At 57.8% G+C, this 21,759-nt stretch carries 24 protein-coding genes; 11 read left to right on the top strand and 13 right to left on the bottom strand.

All coding sequences use genetic code 11. From position 1 onward, the window contains the following. Positions 1-26: 26 nt before the first annotated feature. A complete protein-coding gene (gene mmsB, locus AC1RN6_RS01020) occupies positions 27-920 on the top strand; it encodes a 3-hydroxyisobutyrate dehydrogenase (protein WP_493002396.1) in 894 nt (297 codons plus the stop codon). Positions 921-1,230: 310 nt separating this feature from the next. Here mmsB and denD read toward each other — a convergent pair whose 3' ends face one another. Continuing rightward, positions 1,231-2,205 carry a D-erythronate dehydrogenase gene (gene denD, locus AC1RN6_RS01015; RefSeq protein WP_493002395.1) on the bottom strand — a complete coding sequence of 325 codons (975 nt, stop codon included), beginning with the start codon at positions 2,203-2,205 and terminating at the stop codon, positions 1,231-1,233. Positions 2,206-2,326: 121 nt separating this feature from the next. On the opposite strand from denD, the gene AC1RN6_RS01010 reads away from it, so the two are divergent. Then, a complete protein-coding gene (locus AC1RN6_RS01010) occupies positions 2,327-3,151 on the top strand; it encodes a FadR/GntR family transcriptional regulator (protein WP_493002394.1) in 825 nt (274 codons plus the stop codon). Between the two features lie 85 nt (positions 3,152-3,236). On the opposite strand, the gene AC1RN6_RS01005 is transcribed toward AC1RN6_RS01010, so the two are convergent. The 4 genes from AC1RN6_RS01005 to earP all read right to left on the bottom strand — a co-directional run bounded on the left by AC1RN6_RS01005 (position 3,237) and on the right by earP (position 6,488). Next, positions 3,237-3,800: a DUF4865 family protein gene (locus AC1RN6_RS01005; RefSeq protein ID WP_493002393.1), complete on the bottom strand. Its 564-nt coding sequence runs from the start codon at positions 3,798-3,800 to the stop codon at positions 3,237-3,239. 155 nt (positions 3,801-3,955) lie between these two features. Further along, positions 3,956-4,372 (bottom strand): MarR family winged helix-turn-helix transcriptional regulator, encoded by a 417-nt coding sequence (locus AC1RN6_RS01000; RefSeq protein ID WP_493002392.1) that lies wholly within the window; start codon positions 4,370-4,372, stop codon positions 3,956-3,958. Positions 4,373-4,581: 209 nt separating this feature from the next. Next, positions 4,582-5,157, bottom strand: a complete 576-nt coding sequence (locus AC1RN6_RS00995; RefSeq protein WP_007875641.1) for an elongation factor P — start codon at positions 5,155-5,157, stop codon at positions 4,582-4,584. 143 nt (positions 5,158-5,300) lie between these two features. After that, positions 5,301-6,488: an elongation factor P maturation arginine rhamnosyltransferase EarP gene (gene earP, locus AC1RN6_RS00990; protein WP_493002391.1), complete on the bottom strand. Its 1,188-nt coding sequence runs from the start codon at positions 6,486-6,488 to the stop codon at positions 5,301-5,303. A 134-nt stretch (positions 6,489-6,622) separates the two neighbouring features. Here earP and AC1RN6_RS00985 point away from each other — a divergent pair, with 134 nt between their 5' ends. The 3 genes from AC1RN6_RS00985 (at position 6,623) to AC1RN6_RS00975 (ending at position 8,788) form a co-directional block, all read left to right on the top strand. Continuing rightward, entirely contained in the window at positions 6,623-7,564 is a 942-nt protein-coding gene (locus AC1RN6_RS00985) for a bifunctional helix-turn-helix transcriptional regulator/GNAT family N-acetyltransferase (protein WP_493002389.1), read from the top strand. A 127-nt stretch (positions 7,565-7,691) separates the two neighbouring features. Next, a complete protein-coding gene (locus tag AC1RN6_RS00980) occupies positions 7,692-8,168 on the top strand; it encodes a MarR family winged helix-turn-helix transcriptional regulator (RefSeq protein WP_493002387.1) in 477 nt (158 codons plus the stop codon). 194 nt (positions 8,169-8,362) lie between these two features. Next, positions 8,363-8,788 (top strand): organic hydroperoxide resistance protein, encoded by a 426-nt coding sequence (locus AC1RN6_RS00975; protein WP_094564439.1) that lies wholly within the window; start codon positions 8,363-8,365, stop codon positions 8,786-8,788. Between the two features lie 89 nt (positions 8,789-8,877). Here AC1RN6_RS00975 and AC1RN6_RS00970 read toward each other — a convergent pair whose 3' ends face one another. From AC1RN6_RS00970 to AC1RN6_RS00945, 6 genes are read right to left on the bottom strand one after another with little or no spacing between them, the layout of a single operon-like run. Continuing rightward, entirely contained in the window at positions 8,878-9,402 is a 525-nt protein-coding gene (locus tag AC1RN6_RS00970; RefSeq protein ID WP_493002386.1) for a DUF2867 domain-containing protein, read from the bottom strand. 7 nt (positions 9,403-9,409) lie between these two features. Further along, the gene (cydX, locus tag AC1RN6_RS00965) at positions 9,410-9,595 is read right to left on the bottom strand and encodes a cytochrome bd-I oxidase subunit CydX (RefSeq protein WP_493002384.1); all 186 of its coding nucleotides are present in this window, start codon (positions 9,593-9,595) and stop codon (positions 9,410-9,412) included. 23 nt (positions 9,596-9,618) lie between these two features. Further along, positions 9,619-10,761, bottom strand: coding sequence for a cytochrome d ubiquinol oxidase subunit II (gene cydB, locus AC1RN6_RS00960; protein ID WP_493002383.1), 1,143 nt, complete (start codon positions 10,759-10,761; stop codon positions 9,619-9,621). A gap of 28 nt (positions 10,762-10,789) precedes the next feature. Beyond that, the gene (locus AC1RN6_RS00955) at positions 10,790-12,406 is read right to left on the bottom strand and encodes a cytochrome ubiquinol oxidase subunit I (RefSeq protein ID WP_493002381.1); all 1,617 of its coding nucleotides are present in this window, start codon (positions 12,404-12,406) and stop codon (positions 10,790-10,792) included. Beyond that, positions 12,393-12,707 (bottom strand): cytochrome oxidase putative small subunit CydP, encoded by a 315-nt coding sequence (gene cydP, locus AC1RN6_RS00950; RefSeq protein WP_493002380.1) that lies wholly within the window; start codon positions 12,705-12,707, stop codon positions 12,393-12,395. Before cydP ends, AC1RN6_RS00955 begins: the two co-directional genes overlap by 14 nt. A gap of 3 nt (positions 12,708-12,710) precedes the next feature. Continuing rightward, on the bottom strand, positions 12,711-13,334 hold the full coding sequence (locus AC1RN6_RS00945) for a GbsR/MarR family transcriptional regulator (protein WP_493002378.1): 624 nt from the start codon (positions 13,332-13,334) through the stop codon (positions 12,711-12,713). 279 nt (positions 13,335-13,613) lie between these two features. Here AC1RN6_RS00945 and AC1RN6_RS00940 point away from each other — a divergent pair, with 279 nt between their 5' ends. Next, entirely contained in the window at positions 13,614-14,564 is a 951-nt protein-coding gene (locus tag AC1RN6_RS00940) for a YihY/virulence factor BrkB family protein (RefSeq protein WP_493002376.1), read from the top strand. A 22-nt stretch (positions 14,565-14,586) separates the two neighbouring features. Beyond that, positions 14,587-16,275: a tetratricopeptide repeat protein gene (locus AC1RN6_RS00935; RefSeq protein WP_493002374.1), complete on the top strand. Its 1,689-nt coding sequence runs from the start codon at positions 14,587-14,589 to the stop codon at positions 16,273-16,275. Here the strand turns inward: AC1RN6_RS00935 and AC1RN6_RS00930 are convergent, their stop codons facing one another. Continuing rightward, positions 16,276-17,688, bottom strand: coding sequence for a heavy metal sensor histidine kinase (locus AC1RN6_RS00930; RefSeq protein ID WP_493002373.1), 1,413 nt, complete (start codon positions 17,686-17,688; stop codon positions 16,276-16,278). It abuts the gene before it with no gap. Positions 17,689-17,698: 10 nt separating this feature from the next. After that, positions 17,699-18,370, bottom strand: coding sequence for a heavy metal response regulator transcription factor (locus tag AC1RN6_RS00925; RefSeq protein WP_007878153.1), 672 nt, complete (start codon positions 18,368-18,370; stop codon positions 17,699-17,701). Between the two features lie 284 nt (positions 18,371-18,654). Between AC1RN6_RS00925 and msrP the strand changes: the two genes are divergently transcribed. The 4 genes from msrP to AC1RN6_RS00905 all read left to right on the top strand — a co-directional run bounded on the left by msrP (position 18,655) and on the right by AC1RN6_RS00905 (position 21,715). Next, complete coding sequence (msrP, locus tag AC1RN6_RS00920) at positions 18,655-19,635, top strand: protein-methionine-sulfoxide reductase catalytic subunit MsrP (RefSeq protein WP_493002371.1); 981 nt, start codon at positions 18,655-18,657, stop codon at positions 19,633-19,635. A 13-nt stretch (positions 19,636-19,648) separates the two neighbouring features. Next, positions 19,649-20,332, top strand: coding sequence for a protein-methionine-sulfoxide reductase heme-binding subunit MsrQ (msrQ, locus tag AC1RN6_RS00915; protein WP_493002369.1), 684 nt, complete (start codon positions 19,649-19,651; stop codon positions 20,330-20,332). Next, positions 20,329-21,039 (top strand): peptide-methionine (S)-S-oxide reductase MsrA, encoded by a 711-nt coding sequence (gene msrA, locus AC1RN6_RS00910; RefSeq protein ID WP_493002368.1) that lies wholly within the window; start codon positions 20,329-20,331, stop codon positions 21,037-21,039. Before msrQ ends, msrA begins: the two co-directional genes overlap by 4 nt. Before the next feature lie 265 nt (positions 21,040-21,304). Beyond that, on the top strand, positions 21,305-21,715 hold the full coding sequence (locus tag AC1RN6_RS00905) for a DUF305 domain-containing protein (RefSeq protein ID WP_493003482.1): 411 nt from the start codon (positions 21,305-21,307) through the stop codon (positions 21,713-21,715). The last annotated feature ends 44 nt before the right edge of the window (positions 21,716-21,759 follow it).

Below are 21,759 nucleotides of genomic sequence, written 5' to 3'. Positions count from 1 at the left end.
TCCACTCAGAGAAAAAGGAGAACAACATGAGCGCCGATATCGCTTTCATTGGTCTGGGCAACATGGGTTTGCCGATGGCGCAGAATCTCGTCAGGGCAGGATATTCGGTCAGCGGCCACGATCTGGTCAAAGCCAGCGTGGACAAGCTGGTCGAAACCGGCGGCGTGACCGAAGCCGATGCCATGGCCGCGGTCGCCAAAGCCAAGGTGGTGATTACCATGCTGCCGGCCAGCAAGCATGTGGAATCCATCTACCTCGGCGACAAGGGCATCCTGGCCAACATCAAGCCGGGCACCCTGCTGATCGACTGCTCGACCATCGCACCGGAGAGCGCACGCAAGGTCGCCGCTGCAGCGCTGGAGAAGGGTTTCACCATGCTGGATGCGCCGGTCTCCGGCGGCACCGGCGGCGCGACGGCGGGCACGCTGACCTTCATGGTCGGCGGCACCGACGACGGCTTCGGGCTCGCCAGGCCTTATCTGGAAAAGATGGGCAAGGCGATCTATCACGCCGGCGCCAGCGGCAGCGGCCAGACCGTCAAGGTCTGCAACAATATGCTGCTGGGCATCCTGATGATCGGCACCTCGGAAGCGATCCGCCTCGGCATCGCCAATGGCATGGACCCCAAAGTCCTGTCGGAAGTGATGTCCAAGAGCTCGGGCCGCAACTGGACGCTGGAGGTCTACAATCCTTGCCCCGGCGTGATGGAAAATGCGCCGGCATCGAAGGGCTACGCAGGTGGTTTCGGCGTCGACCTGATGCTGAAGGATCTGGGGCTGGCGGTCGAGAACGCATTGGCTACTGGCAGCAGCGTGCCGATGGGCGCGCTGGCGCGCAATCTCTACGACATCCACAGCAAGTCGGGTGCGGGTGGATTGGATTTTTCCAGCGTGTTCAACATGCTGGCGAAGGCGAAGTAGCAGGAGGTTGTAGTTGGTAGTTGCTGTCTGGCTGCGGGCCGTGGCGGGGGAGGCGGCACGGTTGCGCGGTCTCCGTTGATATCAGACCTGGCGCGGATGTCCTTAAGGATTTCCGCGCCTTTTTTATCTGAGCAAGATGCCGGTCAGTTGATTGCGAGAGACCCTTGCAGGCAATCCTCCAAGCGGTCGTCCTGACGAAAGTCAGGATCCAGCGGCGTAAAGACGGAAGCAACGACACGGGGTCCCGGCGCTAGCCGGAACCACAATTAATTCAGCGCTGCTTTGTTTTGCATGACGGGGGAAGAGAAAATTACTTCTTCACTTCATCCTCAATGTGCGCCTTCACGATGCTGGCGAAATCGCTGTCGGCAATGAAGCCCAGCGCCTTTGCGCGTTTCGCTTCAAAGTTGCCCGGCCAGGAGTTGACGATGCGCTTGATGGCTTCGTCTTCCTTCCATTCGATCAGTTTGGCCACATCGGCGCCGGCGACTTGTTCGAGTGCGTCGACCATCTGACGCACGCTGACCGACAAGCCATCTATGCTGAGGAAGCGTGCCAGGCCCAGATCGGCGCCGTTGATTTCGTGACCATGGATCAGGTTGTCGATTGCCTTGCGCGGCGACATCAGCCACATGCGCGTGTCAGGGCTGACCGGACACACCGAAGGCTGGCCGTTGAGCGGTTCGCGGATGATGCCGCTGGCAAAGCTCGATGCTGCCTTGTTCGGCGCACCGGGACGTACGGAAATGGTCGGCATGCGCAGCGCGCGGCCGTCGATGAAGCCTTTGCGGCTATAGTCATTGACCAGCAATTCGCCCATGACTTTTTGTGCGCCATAGGAGCTTTGCGGCATCAGCAGCGCGTTATCGGGGACTTGCGCCGGCAGCTCGCCGCCGAACACCGCGACCGAGCTGGTGAACACCACGCGCGGCTTGGTGCCGAGTGCGCGGGCGCGTTCGAGGATGATGCGGGTAGCGTCGAAGTTGATCTTCATACCGAGCTCGAAGTCGGCTTCAGCCTGGCCGCTGACGATGGCAGCGAGATGGAAGATCGATTGCGTATCTTTAGTGATGACGCGCTCGATCACGGCAGCATCGGCGATATCGCCGACGACCGGCTCAATGCGCGCGTCGTCGAAGCCTTGCGCGGCGACCACGTCGAGCAGAGTGATGCGGCTGATGGTTTGCTGCTTGCCGTCGCTGCCCGTCAGTTGGCCGCGCTTGAGTAATTGACGCGCCAGACGGCTGCCCAGAAAGCCGGCACCGCCGGTGATAACGATATGCATGTCTTCTCCTCTGACCTGCTGATGGCCTCTCGCTGCGAGCCATGAACAGATTGTTGTTGGTTGAGTAAAATCTGAAAGTTGTCATACAACTTTGCAGTCAGTGTAAAAAGAAAGCGGTATCATGTCAATCAACATGAAAAATACTCAGCTCTCCAAAACCAATTCCAATGCGTCGCTGCCGGCCGGACTTGTATCGGTCAAAGGGACGCTGGCTGATCGCGTCACCACGACGCTGTACGACCAGATTCGCCAGGGAGACTTCGCGCCCGGCGCGCGCATGCCGTCAGAAAATGAGCTGACCGAGCGTTTCCAGGTCAGCCGCACCGTGATTCGCGAAGCCATTTCGCGACTCAAATCGGAAGGTCTGGTCGGGTCGCGCAGAGGCAGCGGCACTGTCGTCCTGGCGCCGAACAATGCGACGCCGTTCCGCCTCGACATCGATGTGCAGGATTCGATTCAGGCGGTGTTGCGCGTGATTGAATTGCGGCGCGGCGTTGAAGGCGAGATGGCAGCGCTGGCGGCACAGCGGCGCACCAAGGCGCAGAACCTGCGCATCCAGCAGGCGCTGAGGAGCATCGACAAAGCGGTGCAGGAGGGCAGGGACGGCGTACAGGAAGATTTTGCTTTTCATGCCGCGATTTCAGAGGCGGCGCACAATCCGCTCTATACGTCTTTGCTGCAATTCCTGAGCCAGTTCCTGCAGGCGGCGATCCGGGTGGCGCGTATCAACGAAGCACGCCGCGAGGATTTCAGCCAGCAGGTGCGTAACGAGCACGCCGTGATTGCGCAGGCGATTGACGCCGGCGACGCCGATGCGGCGCGCGCGGCGGCGTTGCGTCACATGGAAAATTCGGCGCAGCGCATTCAGGCTGCGGATACGGCGTTCTGGGCCAGCGAGGGCGGCAAGGCGGCACAGCGTCTGGCGCAGACGAAAGGCCTGAAGTAGGGCGCAGAGCGCTGCCGAAAAGGCGGATTCTGCCTTGCCGGTCTGGCTGCGATCCGCGCCGCTCGCTATTTTTCCGCGCTTCGGATCAGATTCCGAGTTCCTTCTTCAAGGCGGGCGCGGAAAGGTGCGCCACTTCAAAGATCTTGTTGCCGGGCGATAGCACTGGTCGTGCTTGCCACAGCGATATCTTCATCAGCTTCCAGTTATTGGTGTCCAGTCCGACGAAAACCGAATGCAGGCCGTGTTCGCAGATCATCGCTTCTGCGTCGGTGGCGTGCAGTTCGCATAATTGCGCCAGGTCGACATCGGCAGGAATATCGATGAATTGCTGGATTGCGAATGCGGGTGTCTGCGCGATCGTGGGTCCTTTGAAGAAGGCGATCTTGTTCCAGCGCTGTACGATCGGGCGACCGTACTTGGCGACTACCGCACGAAATGCATCCGACAGCAGGAAGTCGCTCATGCCGCCTAGTTCATCCCACAGATAGAAAGGCGTATAGCGCGCCGGGCTGCCATCGATGGCATCGGCGATCAGAAAGGCCTTGGCGTAAAGTCCCGGCAATTGATCGAAGCGGCTGCCTATTTCTCTGACGCGCGCTCTGACGGGTTCTGCATCTGCGACATCAAATCCGTATTGCATTGCAAACATGGTGCTCTCCTTGAGGTTGTATGGAATCCGATAAGTCCGACTGGGGGTTGGCGAGTAGCGGTCACTGGTGAAAAGTGAAAGGCGCATTCTTCAATATAATTAGCAATGCAACTATATGGTGTAAAAATAAGCGCAAGTATGCGCGCGAAAAATAATCACTCCAGAGCTGAACGCACATCTCTGATTTTCAGGACGGCATCGGCGAATTCTTCCTTGCCCAGAATCTTTCGGATCTTCTCTGCGGCACCGCCGGCCGATGCATTCAGCGGTATCTTGATCTCAATGGCGGCGGCCGTCGGATAAACCGAGATCTCTCTGCCATCGCCTTCTGTCCTGCGGCGCTCAAGCAAGCCTTTTTGCTCCAGCGTGTCCAGCGCGCGCGTGGTGGTGGAGCGCGCAATGGCAAGCTCTGCCGCCAGTTCGCTCTGCAGCATTCCCGGTCTGTCGATGATGGCTCTCAGCATAAAGCCCTGCGGCGCCGTGAGACCGAACGGTGCGAACGCTTCCGCCCATTCACGCTCCAGGCGGCGAGACAGTGCTGCGGTATTGAAATAGAGGCAGTGATCAAACATGGATCAACGATACTGCAATTTAGTTCGCAATGCAACTATATTTGAACGCGGTGAAATCCAGGGAAATACGCCGGCGAGGAAGGGGTTAAGATTTGTATGTGTCAGACGCCTGGCGCTGTGCGAGAGGGGCGGGCTTGGCGGAGGCGGGAGGATGAAAAAAAGCCGCGATCCTCGCGGCTTTTTCTGCGGGTGCTGCTGAATGACTGAAATCAGTTACGAACCACTTTTTTGTATTCGTTGGTGCGTGTGTCGATTTCGATCTGGTCGTCCTGGCTGACGAACAGCGGGACCATCACGACGATCTGATTCGCTTCAATTGCGTTTTCGATCTTGGCTTCCTTCAGGACGTTGCCCGAAGTGTTGCCCTTGACAGCCGGTTCCGAGTACACAACCTGACGTACGATGGTTGTCGGCAGTTCGACGGAGATTGCCTTGCCGTCGTAGAAGACTGCTTCGCATTCCATGCCGTCTTTCAGGTAACCCAGAGCGTCGCCCAGGTTTTCGCCTTCGATTTCGTACTGGTTGTATTCGGAGTCCATGAACACGTACAGCGGATCAGCGAAGTAGGAGTAAGTCACTTCCTTCTTGTCAAGCACGACCACGTCGAACTTGTCGTCGCCGCGGAAGACGTTTTCTTGCGGGCTGTTGGTCAGCAGGTTCTTCATCTTCCACTTGTAAGTGAAACCAGTGCGGCTCGAACCGTTGACGTCGGAGCGCAGGACGATCATTGGCTTGCTGTCAACCATAATGATGTTGCCGACGCGAATTTCTTTTGCAAATTTCATAGCGAATATACGTAAAAAGTAGGTTGCGTAAAAATCTTCTGTAGCCTACTGGCAAAAAACACCGCAAGCCCACGTACGATTAGATTGTTGATGCATTGATGCGTAAAAATTAGCCCTATATTTTAACCTAAATTTCTAGCGCATCAGACTCTCGGTGGAACTGTTTCTGCAAACTTCAGCAAATTCGCCGCCAGATCGCCGTTTGCCAGCAACACTCGTTCCCAATCTATGGACAGCCTGGCAATGTTTGGCAGGTCGGCGTCCATATCGCGCCATAGTGCCGCGACGTCGATCGCCTCACCGGCGGCGCCGTTCCAGGCCAGCGCCAGCGTTTTCAGGCTATCGGTTGCAGCAAGATAGGTGTTGAGGAATGCCTTGAGTTTGACGTGGTGCAGATTCTCGTCTTGCGGGTAAATGTGCCAGATAAAGGGTTTGGCGGCCCATTGCGCACGGACGAATGAGTCCTCGCCGCGCACGAAATTGACATCGCAGGCCCACAGCAATTTGTCGTAGTCGGGTTGTGGTACGAAGGGGACGATGCGTACGGTGAGGGCGCCGCGCGTGGTATGCGCTCCCGCTGTCGATGGCTGCCCGAGAAAATCCGCTACGGCATCGCCGCCGACGCCTTCCGGTACGAGGCAAAGGACGGCCTGGTCACTTGCTTGCCATGTCGCGAACAAGGCAGCGATTGGCGCCTGCGGGTAGCAAAAGAGCGACACCTTGAGCGCGCGCGTTTCTATTTCGGTCACCCCGAACTGTGCCAGGAAGTCGACAGCGGCATGCGGATCGGCGAGGAAAGCTTCACGTCGGGCGGTCAGACCGGACTCCATCTGCAGGCCGCCGGTACGCTTGTTGAATCCCGGAAAGAAAAAATACTTCGTCAACGGCAACTGCGGATGCGGCGAGGGCAGGGTGTGGCAGCCTTCCACCCAGGTTTCCGCCGTCAGGCCTTCCAGATTCAGCCATACCGGGCGCGGGGTACATCCGGACATCGCCTTGATATAACCGGGCGGGATGTCGCAGGCGAAGAATTCGATGACGATGTCGGCCACGTCGCCGGCGGCAAAGATTCCGTTCTGATCGCGCCAGTGTTGTACGGCGATGCCCTGGACATTCTGTAAATCAGCGCGGCTGTCGACCTCCGGGCAAATCCGCTCGAAGCTTGCCAGATCATCCACCCACAGGGTCACTGCGACGCCATGCTCATGCGCCAGTTGCCGCGCCAGACGCCAGCAAATGCCGATGTCGCCGTAATTGTCGACGACCTTGCAGAAAATGGCGAGCGACTTGGCGGATGGTGCGGCAAATGAGGTGGCGGTGTCGGAATGCATTGCGATGATGTGTGGCTCAAACCTGAATGATACCGGGCAGCTCTTTGCCATGTCGTGATTATTCGGTTTTTGCCGCTCGCTTTTTAGGATGATTATAGTTGTATAATGCAACTATATTAAAAAGGAGAAGCGCCATGCCAGCAGATCATCTCTTCATCGATCAGATTCGTGCGTCGTCGCGCCAGATGGTGCGTGAACTTGGTTTCATGCAGGCGACGCTGGCGTCTACGGACTATCCGCCCTCGGCCGTGCATGCGATTCTGGAGATCGGCGCGCAGCGCTCGATGACGGCGGCGCAATTGTCGGATTTTCTTGGGCTGGAAAAGTCCAGTGTCAGCCGCATGGTGCGCAAGCTGGTCGAAGCGGGCGAGCTGAGCGAAGTCGCCAGCGAGCAGGACGGTCGTGTGAAGTGGCTTGCCTTGACCGCGCAAGGCAAGCGGACGCTGGCATCGATTCATGCCTACGGTCGCGGACAAGTCACCAGCGCATTACAGAAGCTGACTCCCTCGCAGAAAGAGACCGTGGCACAAGGTGTGGCCGCCTACGCGCAGGCGCTGCAGGCGCATCGTCTGGATACGGCTATCGCGGCAGCGGATGACATCAGCATTGTCTCCACTTATCAAGCCGGCGCAATCGGGCAAGTGGTGAATATGCATGCGAGCTTCTATGCCCGCACGGTTGGCTTCGGCAGCTTCTTCGAAAGCAAGGTGGCGGCCGGCATGGCGGAGTTCGTGCCGCGCCTGGAGCATCCTGGCAATGGCTTGTGGCTGGCAATGCAAGGTTCGCGCATCGTCGGATCGGTAGCTATCGACGGCGAAGATCTGGGTGACAACAAGGCGCACCTGCGCTGGTTCATCGTCGACGACGGTTTGCGCGGAGCAGGCGTGGGACGCCGTCTGATGGATGCCGCGATGGCGTTCTGCGATGCGCAGGGGTTTGCATCGGTACACCTGTGGACCTTCCGGGGACTCGACGCAGCGCGCCGTTTGTACGAGAGCTATGGATTCCAGCTCAAGGAAGAATGGCCGGGCGCGCAGTGGGGTAAGGAGATGGTGGAGCAGCGTTTCGAGCGTTGATGAGTCTAGAAATAAGCTCGGCGGACGACAAACTTGCATCTTCGCAAGTTTGTTGTATTTTTAAATCAATGCAGATTTTCATTTAAATTGCTTGCAATTTAATTTTTGGCTATGTATTATTCAATCCATGGCAAACGCAAACACATCGACGACACCGGCAGCAGCGATTGATCAGGCTCTCATGCTTGAAAATCAATTGTGCTTCGCCATGTACTCGGCGTCGCTGGCGATGACCAAGGTGTATAAGAAGATACTGAAAGACATCGATCTGACGTATCCGCAATATCTCGTGATGCTGGTCTTGTGGGAAAAGGACGAAGTCACGGTTTCCGATCTGGGCGGCAAGCTGTTCCTCGATTCGGGCACCCTGACACCTTTGCTCAAACGCATGGAAACGATGGGTCTGCTGCATCGTGCCCGTGATGTGGAAGACGAGCGCCGCGTGGTGGTGCGTCTGAGCCAGGAAGGCCGTGCATTGCGCAAACGGGCAATCGCCGTTCCGCAGCGACTCATGTGTTCCTTGCCACCGCTCGAACAGGTTGCTAATCTGCGAGAAGAGCTAAAAGTCCTGCGCAAGGGCTTGCTGGATGGCGCAGAAGATTAGTCGCACAGGTTTATTGTTTCACCCGTACTGTCGTTGCAAAAGTGACAGCAGCTGGGAGGTAGTAGAAGTGAGCTTGACCGCATATTATTTATATTGTTAGCAATTTTATTGTTTAAAATTTATTTGTAGTTTCCTATGTAATTTAATCGATGCTTCCCCTGCATCATTCTTCATACCACTCGAAAGGAATCAAAATGAAAATCGAAAAAGCACTCTATCAAGCTAAAGCAACTGCAACCGGCGGCCGTGAAGGCACAGCAAAGTCGTCCGACGGCATCCTGGACGTCAAGCTGACTACACCGAAGGAACTGGGCGGTGCCGGCGGTGCAGGCACCAATCCTGAGCAACTGTTTGCAGCCGGCTATTCGGCTTGCTTTATCGGCGCATTGAAGTTCGTCGGCGGCCAGGAAAAGATCGCCGTCCCGGCTGATGCAAGCATCACCGGTACAGTCGGCATCGGCACCATCCCAGGCGGCTTCGGTATCGAAGTGGCGCTGGACATTTCCCTGCCAGGCCTGGATCGCGCCGTTGCGCAATCGCTGATCGAGAAGGCACACCAAGTTTGCCCTTACTCGAACGCGACACGCGGCAACATCAACGTCACACTGACACTGGTATAAGTTACCGGGCAGCTGATGTAAAAAAGCCCCGCCGATATTCCGGCGGGGCTTTTTGTTTTTGCAAGCTCGCAAGCAGTGTCAGGCGCGGATCAATTACGCAAACGATTCAGCATCGCCGGCACGATGATGCGGTGAAATGGTTTGATCACCTCAAGATAAACACGTCCGAGCAACTGATTGGTGCGTACCACAGTCGTCACAGTCAGTTGCGCCGACAACTCCGATGTGCCGGACTCACGCCGCACCCATATCCGGAAATCCAGATGCTTGTCGTCAAAGCCGAGCTGCACCTGATTCTCGCTTTGCTCTACCACCGGAAAGCCCGCCACCGATGATGATGTGGACGATGCCTCGCCATCGATATGCAGGCCGGCCTGCTTCAAGCCAAACAGTCCAACGATACGATTGCGGGTCGACAGCAGCAGCGACACCCATTCCGGCGTGCGGCTGAACATTTGCCGCGTCAGTTCGCCGGCCGACAAGCTGCCTTGTTCGTCGCTCAGTGCAATCCGGAAGGTGTCGGCAAAGCCGGCGCCGGCCAGCGCGTGCAAGAGCGCCGGATCGGTGGCGACCAGCCGTGCCGAATGTGCTGGATGCAGGAAAGAGGCGCTCATGACGGCCTCACTTTCCACCGGGGGCGGGACGTTTTCTGGCCAGTTCGGCTTTGGCGTTGGCGGACGCAAAGCGTTCGTTGGTTTCGTCTTCCTTGCGGCGGCCGAAGGCGTAGTTGGCTTCCAGCCACATGACGTTGATGATGCCGAAGGCCAGTGCCAGACCGACGCCGAGTATCCAGGCGAAATACCACATGATGTTCTCCTTCTCTGAATGAATTAGTAAGCGGTGTGTTCGTTATCGGCAATGTGCTTGAGCGTCACCTTGCCGCGCATCACGCGATACACCCAGGCCGTGTACAGCATGATCAGCGGCAGGAAGAACAGCACCAGCCAGAACATGATGCCCAGCGTTTTCTGGCTCGACACGGCATCCCAGACGGTCAGGCTGCTGCGCGGATCCAGCGACGACGGCATGATGAACGGAAACATTGCTGTCGCCGCGGTCAGGATGATGCCGGCTACGGCGATGCCGCTGCAGATGAAGGCCAGACGCGCCTTGCGCCAGGCGCTGAACGCGGCAACCAGCAGCAATGCAACGATGGCGACAATGGGAATCGCTTTGGTCTCAGGCCAGCGTACGTAGTTGTCCATCCAGGCTCCCGCGGTGATTTCGACCGTCTTCGCCAGCGGCATGAAAGCGGAGTTGGCGCTCGGCATGGAGGTGATGCTGTAACCGTCGATGCCGCGCGCCACCCAATAACCGCCGATCACGAACAATGCCAGTGTTGCCAGCGATGCATAGATAGCGATCTTCCTGACCCGGGCTGCAATCTCCGCCTCCGTCTTCACCATGGCGAAGGTTGCACCATGTGTCAGCAGCATCGCCACGCTCATCAGGCCGGCCAGCAGGCCGAAGGGATTCAGCAACTGGAAGAAGTTGCCGGTGTATTCCACACGCATGGTGTCGTCGTAGTGGAAAGGCACGCCCAGCAACAGATTGCCGAAAGCCACGCCGCAGATCAGAGGCGGTACGATGCCGCCGGCGAACAGGCCCCAGTCCCAGGCATTGCGCCAGCGCGGATCGGCGACCTTGCTGCGGTAGTCGAAGCCGACCGGACGGAAGAACAGCGAAAACAGCAGCACCATCAGCGCAATGTAAAAGCCCGAGAACGCCGTCGCATACACCAGCGGCCACGCCGCAAAGGTGGCGCCGCCGGCGGTGATGAACCAGGTCTGGTTGCCCTCCCAGGTCGGACCGATGGAGTTGATCAGCACGCGGCGTTCAGCGTCGGTTTTGCCGACGAAGGGCAGCATAATGCCCACGCCAAAGTCGAAGCCGTCGGTCAGGGCGAAGCCGATGATCAGTACGCCGACGAATGCCCACCAGATGATTTTTAAAGTTTCGTAATCGAAGATCATGATTGTTTCCTTGGGTGTTCTTCTGCAATCAGCGGGTTGGTTTTGGCAGCGGCGGGCGTGGAGGCGTCCTCGACGGGGCGGCCGGTTTCTTGTCCAGCAACTCCCAGTGATATTTGCCGGTGTGCAGGCTGCTCGGGCCGCGCTTGGCGTACTTCACCATCAGCACCATTTCCACCACCAGCAGGAAGGTATAGAACAGGATGAATCCGGCCAGGCTGAAGTACAGGCTTGACGGCTGCAAGGTCGACGCCGACAGATGCGTAGGCAGGATGCCTGCAATGGTCCATGGCTGACGTCCGTATTCGGCAACGATCCAGCCAAGTTCAGCGGCGATCCACGGCAGCGGAATGCTGAACACCGCCAGGCGCAGCAGCCAGCGTTGCGGCGCGAGCTGCTTGCGGATCAGGAAGTAGAACGAGGTCGCGAAGATGAACAGGAACAATATGCCCAGCGCCACCATGCCGCGGAACGACCAGAACAGCGGCGCTACATTCGGGATGGTGTCGTCGACCGCCTTGGCGATCTGTTCCGGTGTGGCGTCGATGACGTTCGGCGTGTATTTTTTCAACAGCAAACCGTAACCGAGGTCATGCTTGAGTTTGTCGAATTCAGCGCGCGCGGCAGGCGATTTGTCGCCGGACTTCAGTCGCGTCAGCGCCGCGTAGGCGAGCATGCCGTTGCGGATGCGGACTTCATGCTCCTTCTTCAGGTCCTTGATGCCGACTACCGGCGTGTCGGTTGAACGGGTGGCGATCAGCCCGAGGACATAAGGGACTTTGAATGCGTAGTCGGTGCGCTCATTCTTGCTGTCCGGCATGCCGAACACGGTGATGCCGGCAGGGGCTGGATGTGTCTCCCATTCGGCTTCGATGGCGGCCAGCTTGACCTTGTTGACTTCACCTGCGGTGTAGCCGGACTCATCGCCGAGCACGATCACCGACAGCGTCGATGCCAAGCCGAAACCGGCAGCGACCGCAAACGAGCGCAAGGCGAATTGCGTGTCGCGCGCCTTGAGCAGATAGTAAGCCGATACGCCGAGCACGAACATCGACGCTGTCACATAGCCCGCCGCCACGGTGTGCACAAACTTCACCTGCGCCACCGGATTGAAGATCACGTCGGTCATGCTGACCAGTTCCATGCGCATGGTCTCGAAGTTGAATTCTGCGCCAACCGGATTGTTCATCCAGCCGTTGGCGATCAGGATCCACAGTGCCGACAGGCTGGAACCGAGCGCAACCAGGAAAGTCACCAGCAAATGCTGTACGCGAGTAAGGCGATCCCAGCCGAAGAAGAACAGGCCGACGAAGGTCGACTCAAGGAAGAACGCCGCCATGCCTTCGATCGCCAGCGGCGTGCCGAAGATGTCGCCGACATAGTGCGAGTAGTAAGACCAATTGGTGCCGAACTGGAACTCCAGCGTGATGCCAGTGGCCACGCCCATGGCGAAGTTGATGCCGAACAGCTTGCCCCAGAAACGGGTCATGTCTTTATAGACCGGGCTGCCGGTCATGACATAGACGGCCTCCATGATGACCAGAATCCAGGACAAGCCCAGGGTAAGCGGAACAAACAGGAAGTGATACAACGCCGTCACGGCAAATTGCAGCCGCGACAGACTGACGACCTCGTCAATGGGAAGCATGGGGGACCTCGGAAGTGGATGTAAATGTGGAGACGGCGCTTGTCGTTATTGTTGGTGCAGTTGTTGCGGTTGCGGTTGCTGTTGGAACGGGCGCCGGCGCCAGTAGATGCTGCTCCACCTGTTCGGTGGGCATGCGCATCTTTTTGGCTTGTGGTTCAGAAAAAAAGGTTTTTGCCAGCACGGTCAGAATCGCAATCTTGACCACCAGGATCAGCGCGATTTCAGCGCCGAGCGGCAATTGCGTGAGTCGGGGCAGGCGGGACAGACGATGAATACGGAACAACCATGAGGGCCTGGGCATTCTTCACTCCTTCCCGGGAGATTCGGAAAACTCTTCTTCAGGTGCGTCCTTGTCGGCTTTGCTGCCGGTTTTATCGCTACTGAAGCGGAACTTGTCCTTGACGTCCAGCAATTTCTTGATCTTCGAGCCCATCTTCATCAGCGAAGACAGCGTCTCCGGCGACAGACGCTGTACATCGTCGAACCAGGAACTGGATAGCTCGATCAGGTCGTACATTTCGCGCATGCGTTTTTGCGCGTGTTTATCGTCGGGATTGGCCGGCGCTTCCAGCAGGGCATCGCGCAGCATCGACAGTGTCGGCTCGATTTCGCGGCGGCGGCGTTCTTCCAGCAAGGCCTTGAAAATGTCCCAGATATCCTTGGGCGGCTCGAAATACTCACGACGGTCGCCGGGCTGGTGCAGCAGTTTTACCAGTCGCCAGGATTGCAGCTCTTTCAGTCCCATGCTGACATTCGAGCGCGAAAAGCTCAGATATTCGGCGATCTCGTCGGCATTGAGCGGTCTTGCCTGCACATACAGCAAGGCGTAGATTTGCCCGACAGTGCGGTTGATGCCCCAGCGGCTGCCCATTTCGCCGAAGTGAAGGATGAAGCGCTGCATCAGCGGGCTGAGTGTGTTAGGTTCCATGACTTATTGAATTTTCAGTAATTACTGAAATATACGATAATTCGAAAATTTAGACAATCGGAGTATTGCGCAAAGGTTCCGGCAAAGCTTTGCGCCAGATCATGGGAATGCGGTTTAGCGCCAATACGTCAATGATCCCAATGGATAAGTCGCAATGAAGAGTGATTTGTCGTGGCGAATCGGTGATAAATCGCGATAAATCGGGTTTATTGAATTTTTGGAAGGATAAAAAAACGGAAAAAGTACTCCGACTCTTATCAGGATTTGGAGAAAAGTACGATGGATCAGAGTCTGCCTCACCCGAAAAAACGTCATTTCGTCCGCAAGCTGCCCAACGAGAGCCGCCTGCAGCAGGCCTGGCAACTGAGCAAAGGCGCGGTCACAGCCTGGCTGGACGACTTTGCACCCAGCATGGGGGCTGCGATTGCGTATTACACGATCTTTTCGCTGGCGCCGATGCTGGTGATTGCAATAGCCGTCGCCGGCATGATTTTCGGCCACGACGCCGCCCAGGGTGAAATCGTCGGCCAGATCCAGGGCATCGTGGGTATCGAAGGTGCGATGGCGGTACAGGGTTTGCTGAAATCGGTCAGTGAGCCGCGCGACGGCATCATCGCCGCCGGTCTTGGCATCGTGACGCTGGTGATCGGCGCCACCGCCGTGTTTGCCGAGTTGCAAAGTGCGCTTGACCGCATCTGGCATATTCCCGCTGCACCGCGCGAGAGCGGCATCATGCCTTTGATTCGCAAACGCTTGCTGTCATTCGGTCTGATCCTTGGTCTGGGTTTCATGCTGACTATCTCACTGGTCGCCAGCGCGGGACTGGCGGCGTTGGGAAAGTGGTGGGGGAGCTGGTTCACCGGCTGGGAAATTCTGCTGCAGGTGCTCAATTTCATCATTTCATTTTGTGTCTTCACGGCGCTGTTTTCCATCATCTACAAATACATGCCGCGCGTAAGTCTGTCCTGGCACGACGTGCGCACCGGCGCCATCGCGACTACGCTGTTGTTCATCATCGGGAAATATCTGATCGGCCTCTATCTCGGCCGCACCAGCATGACCTCGGGCTTCGGCGCAGCCGGTTCGTTTGCGTTGCTGTTGGCGTGGATTTATTACTCGGCACAGATTTTCCTGCTGGGAGCGGAATTCACCTGGGTCTATGCCAACCGATACGGATCGCGATCTTCTGCATCTGTGCCGACGGAACACGAGGTCGCATCGCAAAGCTAGCACCCGCAGCACTGACTGTCGCATGCGTGTTAACATCCGGCGCATGAATAACGACGCCATTGCCCAAGCCTATCTGTATTTCCAGCACGGCCAGCTGGAAGCGGCGCATGCCATTTTGCAACCGCTCACGCTGGGCGCCGCCGATTTCAATTTGCTGCATTTGTCCGGCGCGGTGGCTGCCGGCCTCGGTCTGCATGAACAGGCAATCGACTGGTATGTTCGCGCGCTGGGGCTGAAGCCCGGCGATCTCGCTGTCAGCTACAAACTTGGACGCGTCTTTTACGACGCCGGCCGGCGCACGGAAGCGCTGAGCCTGTATCTGCAACTGATTGCTTCCGGCGTGCAGCACGCCGACATCTATATGGCCGCCGCCTTGTTGCTGCAGGATGCGCAGCGCAACGACGAAGCCTTGCAGACGCTGGAACACGCTTTGCGTCTGGCGCCGCAAAACGCCGACATCTGGTATCGCCATGCCGTGTCGCTCGGACGGCTGCAACGCCATGCCGACGCTTTGCACAGCATTCAGCAAGCACTCACGCTGGCGCCGGACAAGGTGCAATATCGCCTCGACCGGGCATTGACGCTATATCGCCTGCATCGCAATGAAGATGCCTTGACGTGTGTTGATCAGGTGTTGTCGGCCGCGCCCAACGCGGCCGATGCATGGGCGTGCCGCGCAGCGGTGCTGAGCCGCCTGTGCCGTTACGAAGAATCCATCGCCAGCAGCGACAAGGCGCTCGCACTGCAACCCGGCGACGCCGACTCCAGCGTCAATCTGGCGCTGACCCGTCTGACGCTCGGCAGGCTCGACAAAGCATGGCCGCTGTATGAATCACGCTGGCAGGGCGAACTCGCCGATCCGGCTCGGCATCAGGACATTCCCCGCTGGAACGGATCGCATGAGGTCGCCGGCAAGACGATTCTGCTGTGGGCAGAGCAGGGCCTGGGCGACACCATTCACTTTTGCCGTTATGCGCAGCAAGTCGCAGAGCTGGGCGCGCAGGTCGTGCTGGAAGTTCCGGCGACCCTGGAAAAGTTGATTGAAACGCTCGCCTCCAACGGCCGAATTCAGGTCATCGCCGCAGGCGATGCCGTTCCGCGAGTCGATTTGCAATTGCCGCTGATGAGCTTGCCCGGTGTGTTCGGCACCACGCTGGAAACGATTCCGTCTCGCCCCTCGTATTTGCAAGCGGATACATCGAAGCAAGCGCAATGGCAGATTTCGCTGACGCCCAAAAAACGTTTGCGCATCGGGATAGTTTGCTCCGGCAACGCGGGCAATCATAACGACCGGCGCCGCTCGATTCCTTTAGAGGCTTTTGCGCCCTTGTTTGCGGTGAGCGAAGACATCGAGTTCATCCTGCTGCAACCTGAAATTCGCCAGCGCGACGAAGCTTTTCTGCAAGCTAATCCATCCATTCTCTGGCCTGCACCGCAATTGCGCGCATTCGATGACACTGCTGCCTTGATTGCCAATCTGGACTTCGTCATCGGCGTCGATACCGCCGCCATCCATCTGGCGGGAGCGCTCGGCGTGCCGGTGTGGGTGTTGCTCTCGAAAGCCGCGGATTGGCGCTGGTTTCTGGAGCGTGATGACAGTCCGTGGTATCCGTCGGCGCGCTTGTTCAGGCAAGCGGCCGCCGATGATTGGGGCGACGTTATCCGCCGCGTGCGTCAGGTTTTGACGACGGCGTCTGCGCAGAAAAAATAATCAGTCCTGGCGATCCGGGAAAAACAGGCTGAAACTGATCCAGCCATCGCCGGTACATGCCACCGCTGCCGTCCCGCGATGCAGCGTCATGATGGCTTTGACGATGGCCAGGCCCAGTCCGTTGGATTCGGTGTATTCGCTGCGCGATTTGTCGCCGCGGTAGAAGCGGTCGAACATACGTTCCATCTGTTGCTGCGTCATGGCGGCGCCGCGGTTTTCAACGGCGATGGTCACGCCGTCGGCGCTGGTTTGCACCTTGATGCGAATAGCCGTTCCTTCTTCGCCGTAGCGCACTGCATTGACCACCAGATTGCTGACCGCGCGCCGCCACATGATCAGGTTGGCGCGGCAGGCGGCGTCCTGACTGGCGTTGACGTCAAAATGCATGTCGCGTTCCGCTGCGACGCCTTCGAAGTAGTCGGCGATCTTGTGCAACTCCTCGGCCAGCGCGATCGGTGTGCGGTCAACCGTAAGATCGGCGTGGTCGGCCTGCGCCAGGAACAGGATGTTTTCAATGATGCGCGACAGCCGCGTCAGTTCTTCCAGATTCGATTCCAGCAGCTGTTCATACTCTTCCACATTACGGCGTTTGCCTAGTGTGACCTGCGTCTGGCCCATCAGAATGTTGACCGGCGTGCGGATCTCGTGCGCCAGGTCGGCGGAGAATTGCGACAGATGTTCGTAACCGTTTTCCAGGCGATCAAGCATGGCGTTCAAGGCGCTGGCGAGCTGGCGCAGTTCGGCAGGCGCGTCTTCTTCGCGCAGGCGGGTGCTCAGGTTGGCCGGCGTGATTTCGGCCGCGCGCTTGCTCATGCGCGTGAGCGGCATCAGGTCGCGGCGCAGTACGGCGAAGCCCAGCACGGCGGTCAGCAGCACCGTCAGCGCCACCGCCGCGATCACGCGCCACAGGTACACCCTCATCATGCGCGACTCTTGCGTCATGACATAGGCGGCGACGATTTCCACGGTATCGTTGTGGTTGCCGACATCGGCCAATGCAGCTACCCAGCGCACGCGTACACCATCGGCGCGCATGCCGTCATGCAGCGACGTGATCGCCAGCGGCATGCCGATGGCGACCGGCGTCATCGGTGGCGGCGTCAGATTGTCCGGGTTGATGTTGATGAAGGGCGTATCACCCTGGCGGCGGAAGATGCGCACGTCCTGCTCGTTGCCCAGCATGCTTTCAAACAGCGCCGGACGCTGCTCCATCTGCTCGACGTTGTAAAGATCGTGGAGCAGGTTGCGGAAATGTTCCACGCGGCCGATCAGCGTGTAGTCGGCGCGAATTTCCAGCGATTGCCTGGCCGAGTTGTAGAGATACATGCCCAGGCCGGTGACGACCAGACAGGCGATCAGTGCGAAGAGGGCGCTGACACGAAAAGCCAGCGTCCAGGAACGCCACGGTTTCATGCTGATGCTTTCATGGCGTTTCCGAGAACATGTAGCCGATGCTGCGTACGGTATGGATCAGCTTCTTCTCGAAGGGGGCGTCGATCTTGGCGCGCAGCCGCTTGACGGCGACGTCGACGACGTTGGTGTCGCTGTCGAAGTTCATGTCCCACACCTGCGAGGCGATCACCGAGCGCGACAAGGCTTCGCCGCGACGCTTGATCAGCAGATGCAGCAGCAGAAATTCCTTGTTGGTCAGCACGATGTTGACGCCTTGCCGCGTTACTTTGTGGCGCACATGGTCCAGTTGCAGATCGGCGACCTGATACACCTCGGCGTCGCGCGTGACGCCGCGCCGCAAGAGGGTACGGATGCGCAGCACCAGTTCAGTAAAGGAGAAGGGCTTGACGAGGTAATCGTCGGCACCGAGTTCCAGCCCGCGAATGCGGTCATCGACCTGATCGCGCGCCGTGAGGAAGATTACCGGCAGATCGCGTTTGGCGCGCAGGGCGCTCATCACCTGCCAGCCGTCGGTGCCAGGCAGCATGACGTCCAGCACGACCAGATCGTATTCCTGCTCCATCGCCATGTGCAGGCCGTCGGTGCCGTTGCGCGCCAGATCGACCGTATAGCCGGACTCGCGCAGACCTTTTTTGAGGTAGTCGCCGGTTTTCGGATCGTCTTCGATGACAAGGATGGCCATACAGGATTCCAGGTGAATGTTGCTGCGGTGTTGGCGGATTGTTGCCGGATACACCTTACATGGGGGCATTCTAACAACTCGCTATGGCCTTCTCGATGACAAATTTGTCATCAAAATGCCATGTTGACGACACTGCCAATGCCCTAGGATGATCGTGCGAGAAAAGTCTTTTGCCTTCCGGGATATGATTTACCTGCGATCTACATGTTATTTGTCGCGCTATTCATCGCCTCAGGTGCCTCAAGGCAACAGACCGAACCCATTCATTATTTCAGGAAAACGCCATGCTGATCAAAATCCGTCCCGACCAGATCGATATTCCTCTTGCCTCGGAAATCACGCCGCAGGAAGTCTTTGCCTCGCGCCGTGCTTTCATCGCCAAAATGGCGGCAGGCGCCATCGCCGGCAGCGGCATGGGTCTCATCGGATCGGGCAGCGCGTTTGCTCAGTCAGCCACCGCCCGCAAGCTGGCAGCCAAGCTCAATAGCGCGTATGCCGTGATGGACAAGCCGACCGCCTATCAGGATGCGACTACCTACAACAACTACTACGAATTCGGCACCGACAAGTCTGATCCGGCCAAGACCGCGGGTACGCTCAAAACCAATCCCTGGACCGTGAGCATCGAAGGCGAAGTGAAGAAGCCTTTCACGCTGGATCTGGATGCGCTGACCAAACTGGCGCCGCTGGAAGAACGCATCTATCGTCTGCGCTGCGTGGAAGGCTGGTCAATGGTGATTCCGTGGATCGGCTATTCGCTGTCGGCGCTGATCAAGAAAGCCGATCCGACCGGCAACGCCAAGTACATCGAGTTCGTCACGCTGGCCGACAAGAAGCAGATGCCGGGTTTGTCAGATCCGATTCTGCAATGGCCGTATACCGAAGGCTTGCGCATGGATGAAGCCAATCATCCGCTGACCTTGCTTACGCTGGGCATGTACGGAGAAGTGCTGCCAAACCAGAACGGCGCGCCGGTGCGCGTGGTGGTGCCCTGGAAGTATGGCTTCAAATCGGCCAAGTCCATCGTCAAGATTCGTTTCCTCAAGGAGCAACCGAAGACCGCCTGGAACATGTATGCCGCGCAGGAGTACGGCTTCTATTCCAACGTCAATCCCAACGTCGATCACCCGCGCTGGTCGCAGGCCACCGAGCGCCGCATCGGTGAAGACGGCTTCTTCGCGCGCAAGCGCAAGACATTGATGTTCAACGGCTATAACGATGTCGCCGGTTTGTATTCCGGCATGGATCTCAAGAAGTATTTTTAAGCAGGCCAGCAAGATGAACGTATTGAACGCATTGAAAACTCTCTCGACGCGGCAGGTCTTGTACATGCGCAACGTCTTGTTCGTACTGGCTTTGCTGCCGCTGGCGCGTCTGGTGCTGTTTGTCTTCCTAGACAAGCTCGGCGCCAATCCGATCGAGTTCATCACGCGCAACACCGGCGACTGGGCGCTGTACTTTCTGACGATCACGCTGGCGGTCACGCCGCTGCGCCGCTTGACGGGATGGAACTGGCTGGTGCGTTTGCGCCGCATGCTGGGTTTGTATGCGTTCTTCTACGTGTTCCTGCATTTCACGATTTTCTTTTGGCTGGATCATTTCTTCGACGTTCAGGAAATGTGGAAGGACATCGTCAAGCGTCCTTTCATCACCGTCGGGGTGCTGGCTTTTGTGTTGCTGATTCCGTTGGCGATCACCAGCACCAATGCCATGGTGCGCCGGCTCGGCGGCAAGCGCTGGCAATGGCTGCATCGCCTGACCTACGTGATCGTGCCGCTGGGCGTGCTGCATTTCTGGTGGGTCAAGGCAGGCAAGAATTTGCTGGCGCAGCCGATTCTGTTCACGGCTATCGTGGCGGCCTTGCTGCTGATGCGAATCCTGTCGCAAAAGAATCGTCAGCAACTGGCGCAATTGTTTTCCCGGCGTGACGCTGGTGTGGGTTTAGTGAAAGAGAGTAAATGATGAAGGTATATTTCAAAAAATTTGGTTTGCCCTTGATGCTGGCGACAGCTGCAATGACGATGCAGATTTCGTCGTCGCAAGCAGCGGAATCCGCCTTCAAGATTCCTGCGCCGAAAAGCGCACCGGCAGCTGCCACGGCGGCAACGGAAACGGTGGTCCTCGCCGGCGGTTGTTTCTGGGGCGTGCAGGCGGTGTTCCAGCACACGCTCGGGGTGACCAGCGCGGTGTCGGGTTATGCCGGCGGCAGCAAGGAAAATGCGCACTACGATATCGTCGGCTCCGGTTCCACCGGACATGCCGAGTCGGTCAAGGTGACCTTCGATCCACGCAAGATCTCGTACGGCAAGATCCTCCAAATCTATTTCTCGGTCGTGCACGATCCGACGCAGCTCAATCGCCAGGGACCTGACATGGGTACGCAATACCGCTCGGCGATCTTCTATCAGAGCGACGACCAGAAACGTATCGCCGCCGACTACATCGCTCAGTTGGATGCGGCGAAAGTCTATCCGGCGCGCATCGTTACGCAGTTGACGCCGTTGCAACCGGCGGCTTTCTATCCTGCTGAAGATTACCATCAGGATTTCGCCACATTGCATCCGCAGCAAGGCTATATCGCGCGCTACGATCTGCCCAAGATCGAAAATTTCAAACAGATGTATCCCTCCGACTATCGCGCCGCGCCGGTCACTGTCTTCCGCAATTGATTTGTCCTGATTGCTTCCGCTCTCCCGGGCGGAAGCATGACAAATTTGTCACCGCTTTGTCATTCGTTTAACCCAGCCTCGCTTCTACACTGTTCGTATGTGCTGCTTTCCGGCGTGCCCGCCTGTAAGGCATCCATCGATGCGATCAACAAAAAAAGAGGAGGTTTTAATGCAAACAACATTGACGACAGTGAACCGTCTGGGGCGTTTCATGCAGCCGCACCGTCACGTCGCGGCAGCAGCTGTGGTCGCCAGTTCGGTAGTGATGGCGGCGGTTTTCTTATGCACCAGCGGCAATGCCATTGCCCAGGACATGCAGGGAATGCAAGGGATGCACCACCACGGCGCAGAGCCGGCCGCCGCTGCGGTCGCTAAAGATGTACCGGTATTCATCGCCAGCACCGCAAAGCCGTTTTCCGGGTTGATGGATGACGCCATGGCCGTCATGGATCACGGCATGACGCATGCGCCGATGAACGGCAAGGCCGAGCACGATTTCATCACCATGATGATGCCGCATCACCAGGGCGCCGTGGACATGGCGAAAGCGGTGCTGTTGTATTCGGACGATCCGGAAATCCGTAATCTCGCGCTCGGCATCATCACCGAGCAGCAAAACGAAATCCGCGTGATGCAGGCATGGTTGCAGCGTCATGGCGACAAGACAGACAAATAGATTTTCGTGCAGGCGCTTTTTCACATTCTTTTTTATACCAACAC

The sequence above is a fragment of the Herbaspirillum sp. GW822-FHT03A08 genome, from assembly GCF_058801885.1.
This window is presented reverse-complemented; position numbering and strand designations above follow the sequence as displayed.